Source organism: Scytonema sp. NUACC21, from assembly GCF_054684315.1.
The window spans coordinates 108,194-123,945 of the sequence record NZ_BAAFZH010000095.1 but is presented as its reverse complement, the minus strand read 5'-3'; the positions used below and the strand labels follow the sequence as shown (position 1 = coordinate 123,945).

Genomic DNA, 15,752 nt, shown 5'->3' with positions numbered 1-15,752 from the left:
AGTTTTAACAAGCAAGATAGAGAGTAATCACTATACAAATTTTATTTAACAGAGACTATGCAAATAAATGCCGATGAATTTCTCGAACGTTATGCTTCAGGAGAGCGGGATTTTCATGAAGTTGACTTAAGTGGAGTGGACTTGAGTGGAAAAAGTTTACAAGGAATTAAATTACGAAAAGCGAATTTAAGCGGAGTCAACTTAAGCTCAACTGACTTAAGCCGAGCCGATTTGAGCCAAGCTAACTTGAATCATGCCAAGATGCAAGGTGTTTACTTGACTGGTGCTTATTTGTGTGAAGCCAACTTACTTGAAGCAGATTTAAGTGCCGCCGTTCTAGATGGAGCAATTTTAGAAGGAGCAACCCTAGACAGAGCAATGCTAAATCAGGCAAGTCTAAGTCACACAGACTTGAATCGAGCTTCTTTAACAGATGCAGATTTGAGTGGAGCCGATTTGAGTGAAGCGATTTTAGATGGCGCAGTTTTAGATGGGGCTATATTGAATGACGCAAACCTCAGCCAAGCTGACTTAGTTGTAGCAGAGTTAAACCAAGCTTCTTTAAGTGAAGCAATGCTGAATGAAGCTAACTTAAGTGGGGCTGAGTTGAATGAGGCAGATTTGTCTGGAGCAGATCTTGTTGTAGCAAATCTTACTAACGCTTCTTTAACCGAGGCAGACCTTCATGATGCTAACCTCAGTGGAGCTAATTTGGAGAGGGCGAATTTGGATAAGACTGTATTGAATGAAGACAAGAACGACTAGTACAAAAAGGTTAAAGTATAAAGGCTAAAGGATGAAAGTAACAGAGTTATACTGCAAGCTTTACAACGAGCGTGCATTTGTGAGCCTTATTTACGCTAAGGTGTACTAGAGTGTCGGTACAGTATTTTAAAGTAAGTTATGAAACGCGGTTCCCGTGCTCTTTCAGAGTACTGGAGCCAAATTATAATGTAAAATGGACACTAAATAGCTAATGTGCTTTTAACTTGCACAACTAGAGCGGGCAAAATACATGGTTGTGACTTAAACTTTATATTTTTTCTTTGCAAATATAATAAAATTTGTGGGACTGCTGGAGTAGAAACCGAGCATCAATAAGTGGAAATAAAGAACTTATGGAAATGAAATCATCTAAATTTTCCGAGCTTTTCCCGACAGAGCAAAAGGATTATACTCAAACTGAAACACTTGTTGCCAATCGCTTCGATCGCCAGTACCGAAATGAAGCCTTAGAACTCCCCGAAGAATTGAAAGCCATGCCGATTTACTTTGACTGGGTGGCGGGGACTCTGAACGCAAAATTAACTTCTCCCTTTTGGGAAATACACCGACCTCAAAAGAATCAACGCTGTTTGGATATTGGTTGTGGGGTAAGTTTTTTAATTTATCCTTGGCGGGAGTGGGAAGCTTTATTCTCGGGTCAAGAAATCAGCACGGTAGCACAGGATGCGTTAAATAGTCGCGGTCCTCAACTCAACTCCAAGCTGTTTAAGGGTGTTGCCTTGGGAAGTGCCCGCAAATTGCAATATGATAACGCCCAATTCGATATTGCGATCGCAACAGGCTGGAGTTGCTACTACCCCCTGGATTACTGGCTACCCGTGATGGAGGAAGTCAAGCGAGTCCTGAAGCCAAAGGGGCATTTTGTTTTTGATATCCTCAACTCAGAAAAACCCTTAGCTGTGGACTGGGCTCTTCTGGAAACCTATCTCGGTGCAGAGGTATTTTTAGAACCTTTAGATGCTTGGAAAAAACTGCTTGCAGCCGGTGGGGTTAAGGTAGATAAGCAGTTGCCAGGGGAGTTGTTTGACCTGTATAAAGTGCATTTTCCACAGTCTTGACACTCCCCGGCGTAAACGCACGGGGATTCTACACTCTACGTCGCCACTTGCTCAACCAGGGTTTCCCAAGCAGAGTAGAGGTTGCATAGCCATCCGTGCATAGATACTAGGTCCAGCACCTGATGGGTCTAAAATTTGTTTGGGCGTTGGCCAGTGAAGTTTTTCGTGTGCTAATTCAAGCAGTCCAGACTGTGACATTCCGTTCTTGTAGCCGTATTAAAGTATATTTTGATGTTTTCATCAATTGATTGCTTTGCTTTAATAGTACAGATGCATTAGACCCTGCCGCAATAGTATATAAGTGTAGTTCATAAAAGCTTGTTTAGCGCTCAAAAATCTCCAAAGCCGTTGGAAATTTGCAACTTGCAAACTACCAGCTAAATTGCTGACTGGATTAATAGTTCCTCCTAGAGTCATTTCACCAAATATGGCAAATTGTGTCTGAACACTTCTTCTTAGAGAGACGGAGCATAAGGATACAAACAAAGCTACTCCCTTCCCGCCAGAAGATTACTTAAAGACGTAGTGAACTTTTAGAGCATTTCCCATTAACCCTGTTTTCCTAAAATTAAGCAATTACAATTCACGAAGATATAGCAGCAGTAGCAACTTCAGCAATGAGAGGTTGATACTGATGACTTGAGAAGGGATGAAAACCATTGGTCGCGATCGCACTCATTTTACACAGCAGGCGAAACTGGAGAGGTGTTGGAGATTTATTGACACGCTCTACCCGCACCTCTAAGTTAGAATTTTGTCGAAGCAATTCAAAGATTTCTGCTTGCAAATATCGCGGACAATAACCGATAATGTAGTGGTCTTTAGTGTTTAAAATTAAAGCCTGAGAATCGTAGGGATTTTGAAATTCGTGAGCTAACCATAACTCTTCCCCAGGCTCAAATTGATTAATCCGCTCAATCGCACTGTTTGGCAAATGCCGCAGCCCATGCGAGAAAAAGTAAAGATGGTACTGTCCTTGTTCATCAACCTCTGGACAAGGAAAAACGGCGAGCGTATCTGTTTCTCTTTCCCCACCACTGCGGGCTAAAATTGCAATTGGGTCATTGTTATCATTCGGAATATTGAGCCATTCAATAAAACTTGAATAATCAGGGCGCGATCGCGACATTAACCGATTCGCGAACACTGGAAATAAGTGAGTAGACGTATAAATTTTTTCTAAGCATGGAAACGAAGACAAAGGCTTAAAAGCACATTTCTCTTCAGCTTCTTTTACACCTTGCGTGTAGATAAATTGATAGATCCCCTCATCAAATGTTAACCGACCAATAGGGAACCAACGGCGACTAATGGGGTCTTGCCAAGCTAAAAATAGTGTTTTTGGTGTTTTCAAGGTAGTTTTTCCCTCAAGCTAAGTAGCCTCTGTTTGTTTATTTCAAGAATGGATTGAGCAAAACGACTCGCATCGGGGGAGATGCGCGAGCAATTAATGCGATTAAAAATATCTAATATATTTGCTTCCGAGATATTTTCAAGTCGCGCCAACCATACACAAGCTGCTTCGGAATAGCGATGAGCAACAAATGAAAACACATCAAAAGTTTTAAGGGTCTTTCTATCATCAACACTGCCATAAAATGCTGAGAAACATTTGTTTGCGTAAGCCGGAACTGAGCGTTTTTGCCTTTGAGAGTCCGAGAGGTCACGTCCTAAACTTGAAGCATGGTCGTAAGTAGGTGCGAGGTGTTCCGTTTCTTCTGAAGTAGATGCTGTTTTCATTCGGACAATCCCCCAGTTTTCATGGTGGCGGTCTCCGTTCCCAATCCATGCATCTAGCAGAAGATAGCCAACAAACACATCTACTGCTTTTTGGATGCCAGAGGGGGGCGTCCAATCAATGAGTAAATTTACAGATTCGCCTGCAATTACCCTCAGCACTACATCTATTGTATGTTGTGATATGCCTCTCAGCGAAATAAACTAAAGCAATTCATCAGATTCTCTGCGTGCTCTGGGAAACTCCATGCTGCTAAGAATATGTTATCATCAAATCAAAACTACCTCTATAAAATATATGATTAATATTAATTTTGATGAAAATCAACTGAAAGAAATCTTCAAGACAGCAATCATTGAATTAATGGAAGAAAAAAAAGAATTATTTTCTAATTTTTTTACAGAGATTATTGAAGATATAGCTCTCGAAAAAGCTATTAAAGAGGGTGAAGAAACAGAAATCGTTAGTCGAGAAGCAATTTTTAAAATTTTGGATAATAAAGAATGAACCTACAGTTCAGAAAAAGTTTTGAAAAAGATTTAGGCAAGATACGAGATGATGCATTACTACAAAGAATTAAAGCGGTAATTGAAGAAGTAGAAAATGCGGAAAATCTTAGTGAAGTCAGCAATATAAAAAAGTTGATCTCTAATGATGATTATTATCGCATTCGATTGGGAGATTATAGAATAGGTATTACCATTTTCAATGGAGTGATTGTTTTTGTGAGAGCCTTACCAAGAAAAGATATTTACAGGTATTTTCCATAATGTTATCTTGGTTTAGTGTTAAGAGACGATAGAGTGAAGGCATTCCTCGACAAGTATCTGCGCGGGCATCGAGGTCTCAACTGCGACGATTATAGGACTTACGCATTGACAGAAAACGTCAGATATGTATTAGCTATTTTTAGCGCCTCAACTTTTGATTTGTTAACGAACGCGAACCATCATTACCTAGCGTAGGGGCGCAATGCAAGAGCGCCCCTACAAGTCTGAAACGACCATTATTCGTAGATGCATATGATGGTCAATATGTACAGTGCGTAAGTCCTAGATTAATTGGCGTAAGCGATAGCTTCACTACAGCATAGCGGCAGATCGCAACATCGTTCTCAAGATTGGTTGATTGAGATTAATATTTGATACTCAGGCAGAATGCACTGCATTGGCTGTTAGCTCAGCATATATATATCAAGTTTTTAATCCATATTTTTGGCTCTCCTGGCTTGATGATTGAAATGGTACGGATATATACAAAGAATAAATAGTAGCTTTCCACTTTTGCCAACTGAATTAAGACTACTCCTTTCCTGCTCAAAAATTACCGATTTTTGTAGGTAGGGCTATGCCGCACGTTGGCTACTGGTGGGCAGTGCCCACCCTACGTCTAGTTTTCCATTTTTACCAACTAAATTAAGACTATTTTCAAAAATCACAAGATAGTTTATCAGGCTTAAGAAGAACGAATATGTCAAATGTCTTAAATTCCTACTTACCTGCACCGACTAAAAAACGATTTGCAGCTACTTTCCACGTAGTAAGGCAGATTAGCTTCGGAGTACAGTTAGCATTGGGCGCTGTTTCTTGCTTGGCTTTGTTGTTGGCTATATTTAGCCGTAATGTCACTGAGCAAACAACGACGAATCTGGTCATGCAAGTTGGAGTATTTTTAGGTATTATTGGATTTTTAGTGCTATGCTTCAGACTTTATTTGTCTTCCCATTACAGGCGTTTAGACAAACTTTTACAGACGCCTAATAGCGAATTACATCCAAGTAAAGAAGACGTACTTCGAGTATTAAACACAGGATTAATTGTCAGTTTGATAGGTCTATTGTTAGCTTTTTTAGCATCTGAAGTGACCATTACTGTTGTAGCAGCAAAAGCTCTAGCACTACCTCCAGGGGCAGCATTGTATACCTCTATAAATTTCATTCGTCCGTTAGATATTTTTGTAGTTTTGGCAAACGTCAATATGATTGGTGCTCACTTGGTAGGGAGTGTGACTGCATTGGGGCTGTTTAACTGGTTAGATCAATAGTCAATAGCAGTTGTCTGGATACTGTATTGGACAAGTATTGAACGTTATGTGTGCTTGGATATTGAAAACTCAAAGTTCTTTATCTTAGATAATCCACAATCGATTAACTTAACTGGGTTAAAACACCTTAAACCTTAACAAAAGACCCACTAGAGTATTTCTAGTGGGTACAATTTTAATCGATCGCCAAGAATTCAGAACTTCAGTAAATCGGATTTTAGATTACTTACGCGATAGCTTCGCTCCTGCCCGCAGGGCAGATCGCAACGGGGGAAGTCCACCACCACAACAATAAACTGCTGCAAGCTTGGCGATGTTATCGCCCGTGGGTGGAGAAGTCGGGAAAATAGTGTCTATTTGAAAAAAGAATACAACACATGGATAATACCCCTCCCTAGCCCTTCCCTTATAAAGGGGAGGGAATTTAATTTAATTAGCGAACTTGTTTAAGGCTCTCAAACTCATTAGTGAACATATCAGTTAATAGGCTCATAACTGTCCGTTCTTCACGTACTTTGATGTTAGCAGTCACGGACATACCCGATTGCAAGGAAATCTTTCTACCCTTGATCTCTAACTGTTGTTTTGCCAAACGAACTTTGGCTGGGAAACGATAGTATTGGTATGTTTGGTCGGGTGGTAATGCGTCTGAACCAACCCACATCAGTTCTCCCTTGATATCGCCAAATTCATTGTAAGGGAAGGAGTCAATTCTGACATCAACTTTCATTCCTTCACGGACAAAACCAATATCTTTGTTAGTGATATAAGCCTCAGCTACAAAGTTATCATTTGGTACGATTGTGAGCAGTTTTTGAGTTGTGTTTGCCACAAAGCCTGGATTTTTTGCTTGTAAATCAAAAACGACTCCCGATACAGGGGCACGCAACTCTTGATATTTAATGTTCGTTTGAGCTTGCATGATTTTGCTATTAATTTCAGCCAATTGCTTTTCATTTTCTAGTAAAACTCTAGATAATTGGCTATCAATTTCAGCAATACGTTTTTTATTATCGGCTATTTTTTCCAAAACGTTTTTATTAGAAGCGGCTACTGTATTTTTTGTCTCTTGTTGTCCTTGAGCAATCTCGTATTGCAGCCGTTTCTGTTCTTGCAAAAGTTCTTCTATTTGTGCTTTATTATTTTGCACTTTCCTTTCTTGTTGGAAATACTGTAGCTGAGCGATCGCGCCTTCTTCAGCCAAAGTTTTAATTCTCTGGTAAATCTGCTGTTCAATTGCCAAACTTGCTCTAGCATCCTGCAATTGAACTTGATTTTGAGCTAATTTTCTCCGGCTTTGTTCAACTTTCAGCAATGACGCAGCCGCCCGAGATTCTAACTCCCTTTTGGCAGTTGCCAAACGTTGTTGTTCGTCGTTTTCCAAACCCGCGACTGCACCAGTATTTTTAAACTCATTCCGCAACAGTTCATTTTCTGCTATCAAACCCGCCCGGTTTTTCAGCAGAAAAGCAGTTTCTTTGGGCAAATTCCCTCGTAAAAATTCCATCTCTGCTGCTACACCAGAACCCAATGCTATCAAACGGCGGTAAATCTGGTTCTCTTGAACTAAGGAAGCACGAATCTTTTTCAGGGAATTTAATTCAGCGTTGGAGGTAACAGAATCAAAAAGCAGCAGCAAATCCCCAGGATTGACTTTTTGTCCGTTCTTAACGTAAACTGCCTTCACGACTCCACTGACTGGAGCTTGAATTTCTTTAACTGTGCCCTCAGGCTTTAATTGACCTGTTGCAGGGACGACTTGCTCGATTTTAGCAACGCACGCCCAAGCAATACCAACAGCAGCCAATCCCATCAATGTCAGCATGATAGTACGCGACCAAAGTGGGGATTGACGCAGGACAACGGATTGGTCAAATTCCTCAATATAGTGTCTCTTTAAATCCGTTTCCGCTGCTTTCGGTTTTTTTAAATCAGCAGTCAACACCCGCGAATCTTGAAGTTTAGTCCCATTTTTTAAGTGACCGTTAGGGCTATTGCCGTTGAGATGATTCCCATTTAATTGAGTCATGATGATTTTGTCCTTTGTCCTTGGTCATTTGTTATGTGTCCTTTGTCCTTGGTCATTTGTCATATGTCCTTTGTTCGTCAAATGACTAATGATTAGTGACAAATGACTAATGACTAATTAGAGTTTTACGTCTTGCTGGTTGTAGAGGTAGAAATAATGACCTCGTGCAGCCATCAGTTCGTCATGGGTGCCAAACTCGATAAGCTTGGCGCTATCCATCACAATAATAATGTCTGCATTCCTTACTGTGTTAAGACGGTGAGTAATAAAAAATACCGTACTTCCCTTAAATTCCTCCGCGAGATTCAGACAGACTTGGCGTTCCGTTGGGTAATCCAGAGCACTTGTGGCTTCGTCTAGAACCAGTAACTTTGGTCTTTGTAAAACCGAACGAGCAATGGCAATTCTCTGCCTTTGTCCCCCTGACAGCCCAGCACCTCTTTCACCCACTCGCGTGTTGTAGCCATTGGGCAAGCTCATGATGAAATCGTGGGCGGCGGCAACTCTTGCAGCTTCAATAATTTCCTCGGTTGTTGCGTCGGGGTTCGTTAAGGCAATGTTTTCTTGAACCGTACCATCAAACAACAATGTCTCTTGTGGAACAACACCAATCTGTCGCCGCAGCGAATACAGTTCCACTTTAGAAATATCGTAACCATCAACTAAAATTCTGCCTGCTTCTGGTTCGTACAATCTCAGGAGCAACTTCATCATCGTACTTTTACCAGAACCGCTTTGTCCCACAATCCCAACAAATTTGCCTGCGGGGATCTCTAAATTGACGTTGCTCAGTTGCAATGGCCCACTGCTTGCAAATCTGAAGGACACATTATCGTATTTTACAGAGCCCTCAATTGGGGGTAAAGGAATGTTACCACGGTCTTGCTCTGCTTCTTGTGGTGTGTCAACAATATCGCTCAAGCGTTCCAATGACAAAGCAGTTTCTTGGAAGTTTTGCCACAGTTGAGCTAAGCGCAATATGGGGCTGGTTACATAGCCTGAAATAATCCGGAAAGCGATTAATTCACCTAGGGTTAATTCTCCTTGGAGAACTAAATAAGCTCCCACCCACAACACCAGCAAACTGCTGAGTTTGTTGAGGAAATTACTGGTGGAACTTGCAAGGGTGGAGGTGACGACAGTTTTAAATCCAGCTGCTACATAACGGGCGTAACGCTCTTGCCAGGAAAAGCGAGCGCGTAACTCGATATTCTGTGCCTTCACTGTTTGAATTCCGGACATCACCTCAACTAAGTAAGATTGTGTGTCGGAATTGCGTTCGGCTTTGTTACGCAGTTGTTTGCTGACTGTAGGAGATGCTATTAAAGTGATGACGACAAACACCGGAATTGTTGCCAAACCAACTAGGGTGAGTTGCCAACTGTAGAACAGCATTACGATGATATAGACTTATGTATTGTGATGACTAAGTTATGTACTAGTCAGGTAAACTTGTTACCTACACTCATATACTTTACAGAACTTAACTGAATTCAGCAATAAGGTTAACTTTTGTAAGTTTTATAGTGCTTATTAGTTTTCCTTATTTGTTTGATGGCTGCGATCGCAATGCACTACAAAGCAATCTATGGGGTGCTCAAACGGAACTTCGCTACTCCATACCCAAGTGATTTGAAACACATCTAGGTTAGGAGGTGCCACCAACTATGCCCTACGTATCTTAATTTTTGTAGGATTGCCCGCTCTACATTGATTTAGAAATTTTTCAAGAATGGTTTAGGATCGCTATATTATGTATGACTAACGTTAAGGAGGAGAAGGAATGACCCAAATAATTGTGGGTGAAAATGAAGGAATTGAGTCAGCCCTGCGTCGATTTAAGCGGCAGGTGTCCAAGGCGGGAATTCTTCCAGATCTTAGGAAGCACCGTCATTTTGAAACACCTCTTGAAAAACGCAAGCGCAAAGCAGTTTCTGTACAAAAACAGCGTAAGTACCGTTTCCGCAGTTGAGGACAATTGTTACCAACTGAACTTATGTCGAGCAAACTAACATTATTTTGTACCAAGAAAATTTTCATAGTAGTTGGCAAAGTAGTGAGAGTTAACTGTACTGCCAGGGGAAACACTAAACTTTATTCCCTGGATAATTAGTTTGGCTAAAACCTATAAGACGTGAGCGGCGCAAAACCACGCCCACCTGAAACACGGAGCAAGAAGTTGTGTTTCAGGTGTACTTTCAAGTAATGCACGAGTGCAGAGCGATACCCTTCAGGGGCGGTTAAAGTAAACAAGCATTTTTATCAGACCCCCAGTAGTTTCTGCAATGTTTTGAAGGAAGGGCTTTAGCTGCAGGGTGAAATGGACTGAATTGACTCTCTTCACAACTTCCTCATCTTTAGCTTTTAACTTTACAAGTAAAGCAAGTGAATATTCCACAAATATTTCACCAAGGACATACAGACAAGCCATGAGAGTCACAACAGTCCAAGAACTAGAACAACTCATCCAACGAGTCAAAGAAGCTCAAGAAGTCTTTGCAACTTACACTCAGCAGCAGGTAGACCAGATTTTCAAAAAAGCTGCTCAAGCCGCCAATGCTCAGCGAATACCTCTGGCAAAAATGGCAGTTGCAGAAACGGGTATGGGTATCGTAGAAGATAAGGTTATTAAAAACCACTTTGCCTCTGAGTATATTTACAACAAATACAAGCAAGAACGTACTTGCGGCGTTATTGAAGACGATAAATCTTTTGGCGTACAAAAAATTGCTGAACCTGTGGGAATTATTGCTGGTATTGTTCCTGTCACCAATCCCACATCAACCACTATCTTCAAATCTTTAATCTGTCTGAAAACACGCAACGGTATTATTTTTTCTCCCCACCCTCGTGCTCCTCGCAGCACTATGGAAGCAGCAAAGATAGTGCTAGAGGCCGCTGTAGCTGCAGGTGCCCCAGAAGGCATCATCGGTTGGATTGATGAACCAACAGTGGAACTTTCCAAAGCTTTGATGCAACATCCTGAAGTCAAATTGATATTGGCAACAGGTGGTCCCGCAATGGTACGTGCTGCCTACTCTTCGGGGCATCCATCTTTAGGTGTTGGCGCTGGAAATACGCCTGCCGTGATTGACCCCTCCGCAGATATTCAAACAGCAGTTAGTTCTATTATTCTTAGTAAGACTTTCGACAATGGTACGATCTGTGCTTCCGAGCAGTCCGTTGTTGTAGTAAACTCAGTATACGAGCAGGTTAAACAAGAATTTATCCGTCGTGGGGCATATCTTCTCACTGTTGAAGAAAAAGAAAAGTTAGGCAACCTGATTCTCAAAGATGGTCGTTTGAATCCAGCAATTGTTGGACAGTCTGTTGAGACTCTGGCAACTCTAGCAGGGCTTGACCTGAAGCAGGTAACCATCACCAATGATGGCGAGAAAGTTTACTGTCCACTGCCGAGCAGTTATAAAGTTTTAATTGCTGAAGTGGAAGAAATTAGTCATGATGAACCCTTTGCCCATGAGAAGCTATCGCCCATCCTTGCAATGTATCGGGCAAGTAATTACCATGAGGCAGTCCAAAAAGCTCAACAATTGGTTGCTTTTGGTGGTCCGGGGCACACGGCTGCACTCTACACAAATCCAGCAAATTTGGACGATATTGTCTATTTTGAAAATACCTTAAAGACAGCACGACTGCTCATCAACACTCCTTCTTCTCAAGGTGCCATAGGCGACCTTTACAACTTTAAACTTGACCCCTCCTTAACTCTGGGTTGCGGTACTTGGGGTGGAAACACAGTTTCAGAAAACGTAGCGCCCCATCACTTACTGAACATTAAAACAGTGTTAGAACGACGGGAAAATATGCTTTGGTTCCGCGTACCACCCAAGATTTACTTTAAGTATGGGTGCTTACCTGTTGCGTTGCGCGACCTAGCAGATAAAAAACGGGCTTTCATTGTTACTGATAAGCCACTGTTTAATTTAGGAATCTTAGATAAAGTGACTAAGGTTCTGGATGAACTTGGAATTAGCTACGATGTCTTCCACGATGTTGAACCAGATCCCACCCTCTCAAACGTCAATCAAGGTCTTGCTTTACTAAGAAATTATCAACCCGATGTGATTATTGCAATTGGTGGTGGTTCACCAATGGATGCTGCTAAGGTGATGTGGCTGATGTACGAACATCCAGAGGTAGAATTTGAAGGCTTGGCTATGCGGTTTATGGATATCCGCAAGCGGGTTTACGAACTACCACCACTTGGTCAAAAAGCGACGATGGTAGCGATCCCCACCACTTCTGGAACTGGTTCGGAAGTCACACCTTTTGCAGTGGTAACTGATGACCGAATAGGAGTGAAGTATCCTCTTGCCGATTATGCCTTGACGCCAAACATAGCGATTGTGGACCCTGAGTTAGTGCTGAGTATGCCTAAAAAGCTAACAGCTTATGGTGGTTTGGATGCTTTAACTCACGCCCTTGAAGCTTATGTATCTGTTTTAGCAACGGAGTTTACAGAAGGATTGGCACTTGAGGCAATCGGGCTACTGTTTAAGTATTTGCCACGTTCCTATAGGGGCGGTGCTAAAGACCTAGAGGCAAAAGAAAAAGTCCACTACGCAGCAACACTTGCTGGTATGGCATTTGCAAATGCTTTCTTGGGTGTTTGTCACTCAATGGCTCACAAGTTGGGATCGACTTTCCACGTTCCTCACGGTTTGGCGAATGCGCTGCTCATTTCTCATGTCATCCGCTACAACGCAACAGATATGCCGTTCAAGCAAGCTATCTTTCCACAATATAAGTATCCTCATGCCAAAGAACGGTATGGAGAGATTGCTGATTATCTAAAATTGGGTGGCAACACTCCAGAAGAAAAGGTAGAGAAACTCGTTGAAGCTGTGGAAAATTTGAAGCGAGAACTGGAAGTTCCTACCACAATCAAAGAAACTTTGAGCCAACCCGAACAAGAGTTTTATGCCAGGGTGGAAGAGATGGCAGAACGGGCTTTTGACGATCAATGCACTGGGGCAAATCCACGCTATCCTTTAATTGGTGACCTTAAAGAGTTATATATTTTAGCTTACTTAGGTTGTAAGAAAAGTGCGGCTCCATTCCATGAAGAATCAATTGCAACACCGACAACTGAATTAGCAACAAACTAGAAATTGAGGAATGAAAATTCCCGTACAGACCTACTATAGTGCGTCTGTACAACTCCTAAATGAGGAATCTTCCATCATGCAACAGTTAATGGCACGCACACAAGACCGCGCCTACGATATTCTCCGCTCAGAGTACCGTCCTCTAGACGCCATATTTGCACCTAAAGCGATCGCAGTCATTGGAGCAACAGAAAGACCCGGTAGTGTTGGACGCACTGTACTGTGGAACCTAATCAGTAATTCTTTTGGCGGTACTGTCTATCCCGTAAATCCACAGCGACGCAGTGTTCTTGGTATCAAAGCATATCCCAACATCGCTGCTGTACCGGAACAAGTCGATTTAGTCGTCATTGCAACACCTGCTCCAACAGTTCCAGGCATTATTAGTGATTGTGTGGACGTTGGAGTCAAAGGTGCAATAATTTTGTCTGCTGGTTTCAAGGAAACAGGAGCAGCTGGGGTTGAATTAGAAAAACAAGTACTCGAGCAGGTGCGTCGGGGTAAGATGCGATTAATCGGTCCCAACTGCTTGGGTGTAATGAACCCCGTTACAGGTTTAAATGCTACCTTCGCTAATGGTATAGCTCGTCCTGGTACAGTTGGTTTTATCAGTCAAAGCGGGGCGCTTTGTACATCTATCTTAGATTGGAGCAGACGTGAAAATGTAGGCTTCAGTACCTTCGTTTCCATTGGTTCCATGCTTGATGTGAACTGGGGTGATTTGATTTACTATCTCGGTGACGATCCGCAGACGAAAAGCATAGTTATTTACATGGAATCAATTGGTGATGCCCGTTCCTTCCTTTCAGCAGCGCGGGAAGTTGCCCTGACTAAGCCAATTATTGTGATTAAAGCAGGTCGTACTGAAGCAGCAGCAAAAGCAGCCGCCTCCCATACAGGAGCGTTGGCAGGGAGTGATGCAGTTTTGGACGCAGCTTTTCGTCGTTGTGGCGTACTGCGAGTCAATAGCATCTCCGATCTGTTTGATATGGCAGAAGTGCTTGCAAAGCAGCCCCGTCCTAAAGGACCGCGTCTGACAATTATTACCAACGCTGGAGGACCGGGTGTTTTAGCAACAGATGCACTTATTGGTGGTGGTGGAGAATTAGCAGAGTTATCTACCGAAACACATATTGCTTTAGAGAAAATTCTGCCAGCACACGGCAGTCATAGCAATCCAATAGACATTTTGGGTGATGCCGACCCAGAACGGTATATTAAAGCACTTGAAATTGCTGCAGGCGATCGCAATAGTGACGGGTTGTTGGTCATTCTAACACCTCAAGCAATGACAGACCCAAGTCAAACAGCAAAACAGTTCCAATCGTGTGTTGAGACTTTGCAAGGAACATCTCTGCGCGGTAAGCCGATTCTTGCAAGTTGGATGGGTGGAAGTGATGTAGCAGAAGGTGAAGCGATTCTCAATCAAGCAGGTATTCCTACTTATAATTACCCAGATGCAGCAGCTCGCACATTTAGTTATATGTGGAAATATAGCTATAACTTGCGAGGTATTTACGAAACTCCCGTTTTACCAGATGCTTTTGGGGAAGGTATCCTAAATCGCACCCACGTTGAGCGAATTATTCACAATGCCCAACAGGAGCACCGCAGTCTCCTCACTGAGTTTGAATCAAAACAGTTGCTAGCAGCTTACGGTATTCCTACCGTGCAAACATCCATTGCTACCTCTGAAGAGGAAGCAGTTGCAGCAGCAGACGCAATTGGTTACCCTGTTGTTGTGAAACTGCTGTCAAAAAGAATTACTCACAAAACAGATGTGGGTGGCGTGAAGTTGAATCTGAGCAATGCAGAGGAAGTTCGAGATGCTTACCGCTCAATTAAAATCTCTATTGAAAAGTGGGAACAGCAGCGAGAAGATACAGGGGATCGAGGATACACGGACGAGGAAAACACCTCCTCTCTCTTTGAGGGTGTGACCGTGCAACCGATGGTTAAACTAGATGGCTATGAGTTAATTATCGGTAGCAGTATAGATCCGCAATTTGGTCCAGTTTTACTATTTGGTACAGGTGGGCAATTGGTAGAGGTATTTAGCGATCGTGCGATCGCTCTTCCTCCACTTAACAGCACCTTAGCACGGCGCATGATGGAACAAACCCGAATTTATCGAGCACTCAAAGGAGTTCGGGGACGCCATTCAATCGATATGTCTGCATTGGAACAACTGCTAGTCAGATTTAGCCAACTTGTTGTTGAGCAACCTTGGATTAAAGAAATTGACATTAATCCCCTATTAGCTAAGCCTTCCACTCAAGATGGTTCCAGGGGATTGGGATTGATTGCTTTAGATGCTCGCATCGTCTTACATGATACAGATACTGACTTTGACGAACTGCCCAAACTTGCAATTCGTCCTTATCCCACTCAGTATGTTACTCCCTGGACACTGAAAGATGGGACGTCCCTCATCATTCGCCCAATTCAACCAGAAGACGAGCCTTTGTTGGTGCAGTTTCACAAAACCTTATCAGAAGAAAGCGTTTATTTGCGCTACTTCCATATGATTAAGTTAAAAACGAGAGTTGCCCACGAAAGGCTGACACGCATCTGTTTTATTGACTACGATCGCGAGATGGCATTAGTTGCGAACTACACCAACCCTCAAACTGGGGAACAGGAGGTTTTAGCAGTTGCTCGCTTGAGCAAATTACATGGTAAGAATGAGGCAGAATTTGCGATGTTAGTCAGTGACCCGTATCAGCGTCGCGGATTAGGTACTGAATTACTGCAACGACTGATACAAATTGGTCGGGATGAAAATCTAGAGCGCATTTCTGCAGAAATTCTGTCAGAAAATCACGGAATGCAACAAGTTTGTGAAAAACTCGGCTTCCGAATCTATCACAGTTCTGAGGCTTCTGTTGTAAAAGCGGAAATTCTTTTGTAGTTGATGGTCATTAATCATTTGTGTAAATAAGCACCAAGGACTAATGACTAAGGACAAA

General features: G+C 42.4%; 13 protein-coding genes and 1 pseudogene. 9 read left to right on the top strand and 5 right to left on the bottom strand.

Annotation, left to right across the window (positions count from 1 at the left end; genetic code table 11):
• The first annotated feature begins 57 nt into the window (after positions 1–57).
• Positions 58–765, top strand: coding sequence for a pentapeptide repeat-containing protein (locus ACYRY3_RS27905; protein WP_460204917.1), 708 nt, complete (start codon positions 58–60; stop codon positions 763–765).
• A gap of 353 nt (positions 766–1,118) precedes the next feature.
• Positions 1,119–1,844 (top strand): class I SAM-dependent methyltransferase, encoded by a 726-nt coding sequence (locus ACYRY3_RS27900; protein ID WP_460204916.1) that lies wholly within the window; start codon positions 1,119–1,121, stop codon positions 1,842–1,844.
• A 51-nt stretch (positions 1,845–1,895) separates the two neighbouring features.
• On the opposite strand, the gene ACYRY3_RS27895 is transcribed toward ACYRY3_RS27900, so the two are convergent.
• From ACYRY3_RS27895 to ACYRY3_RS27885, 3 genes are all read right to left on the bottom strand, one after another.
• Positions 1,896–2,042, bottom strand: a complete 147-nt coding sequence (locus tag ACYRY3_RS27895) for a hypothetical protein (RefSeq protein WP_460204914.1) — start codon at positions 2,040–2,042, stop codon at positions 1,896–1,898.
• A gap of 385 nt (positions 2,043–2,427) precedes the next feature.
• Complete coding sequence (locus ACYRY3_RS27890) at positions 2,428–3,198, bottom strand: HIRAN domain-containing protein (protein ID WP_460204912.1); 771 nt, start codon at positions 3,196–3,198, stop codon at positions 2,428–2,430.
• Positions 3,195–3,743 (bottom strand): HipA domain-containing protein, encoded by a 549-nt coding sequence (locus ACYRY3_RS27885; RefSeq protein ID WP_460204910.1) that lies wholly within the window; start codon positions 3,741–3,743, stop codon positions 3,195–3,197. Before ACYRY3_RS27885 ends, ACYRY3_RS27890 begins: the two co-directional genes overlap by 4 nt.
• A 136-nt stretch (positions 3,744–3,879) precedes the next feature.
• Between ACYRY3_RS27885 and ACYRY3_RS27880 the strand changes: the two genes are divergently transcribed.
• The 4 genes from ACYRY3_RS27880 to ACYRY3_RS27865 all read left to right on the top strand — a co-directional run bounded on the left by ACYRY3_RS27880 (position 3,880) and on the right by ACYRY3_RS27865 (position 5,920).
• Complete coding sequence (locus tag ACYRY3_RS27880) at positions 3,880–4,089, top strand: hypothetical protein (protein ID WP_460204909.1); 210 nt, start codon at positions 3,880–3,882, stop codon at positions 4,087–4,089.
• Positions 4,086–4,352, top strand: coding sequence for a type II toxin-antitoxin system RelE family toxin (locus tag ACYRY3_RS27875; protein WP_460204908.1), 267 nt, complete (start codon positions 4,086–4,088; stop codon positions 4,350–4,352). Before ACYRY3_RS27880 ends, ACYRY3_RS27875 begins: the two co-directional genes overlap by 4 nt.
• Before the next feature lie 700 nt (positions 4,353–5,052).
• Positions 5,053–5,625: a DUF3611 family protein gene (locus ACYRY3_RS27870; RefSeq protein ID WP_460204907.1), complete on the top strand. Its 573-nt coding sequence runs from the start codon at positions 5,053–5,055 to the stop codon at positions 5,623–5,625.
• 163 nt (positions 5,626–5,788) lie between these two features.
• Positions 5,789–5,920, top strand: coding sequence for a hypothetical protein (locus ACYRY3_RS27865; protein WP_460204906.1), 132 nt, complete (start codon positions 5,789–5,791; stop codon positions 5,918–5,920).
• Between the two features lie 138 nt (positions 5,921–6,058).
• Here the strand turns inward: ACYRY3_RS27865 and ACYRY3_RS27860 are convergent, their stop codons facing one another.
• The gene (locus tag ACYRY3_RS27860; RefSeq protein ID WP_460204905.1) at positions 6,059–7,654 is read right to left on the bottom strand and encodes an HlyD family efflux transporter periplasmic adaptor subunit; all 1,596 of its coding nucleotides are present in this window, start codon (positions 7,652–7,654) and stop codon (positions 6,059–6,061) included.
• 117 nt (positions 7,655–7,771) lie between these two features.
• Positions 7,772–9,064, bottom strand: a pseudogene (locus ACYRY3_RS27855) (peptidase domain-containing ABC transporter); the annotation flags it as partial.
• A gap of 373 nt (positions 9,065–9,437) precedes the next feature.
• On the opposite strand from ACYRY3_RS27855, the gene rpsU reads away from it, so the two are divergent.
• From rpsU to ACYRY3_RS27840, 3 genes are all read left to right on the top strand, one after another.
• Positions 9,438–9,626, top strand: coding sequence for a 30S ribosomal protein S21 (gene rpsU, locus ACYRY3_RS27850; RefSeq protein WP_460204904.1), 189 nt, complete (start codon positions 9,438–9,440; stop codon positions 9,624–9,626).
• A 343-nt stretch (positions 9,627–9,969) separates the two neighbouring features.
• Positions 9,970–12,783, top strand: coding sequence for a bifunctional acetaldehyde-CoA/alcohol dehydrogenase (gene adhE / locus ACYRY3_RS27845; protein WP_460204903.1), 2,814 nt, complete (start codon positions 9,970–9,972; stop codon positions 12,781–12,783).
• A 76-nt stretch (positions 12,784–12,859) separates the two neighbouring features.
• A complete protein-coding gene (locus ACYRY3_RS27840) occupies positions 12,860–15,694 on the top strand; it encodes a bifunctional acetate--CoA ligase family protein/GNAT family N-acetyltransferase (RefSeq protein ID WP_460204986.1) in 2,835 nt (944 codons plus the stop codon).
• Positions 15,695–15,752 lie beyond the last annotated feature (58 nt).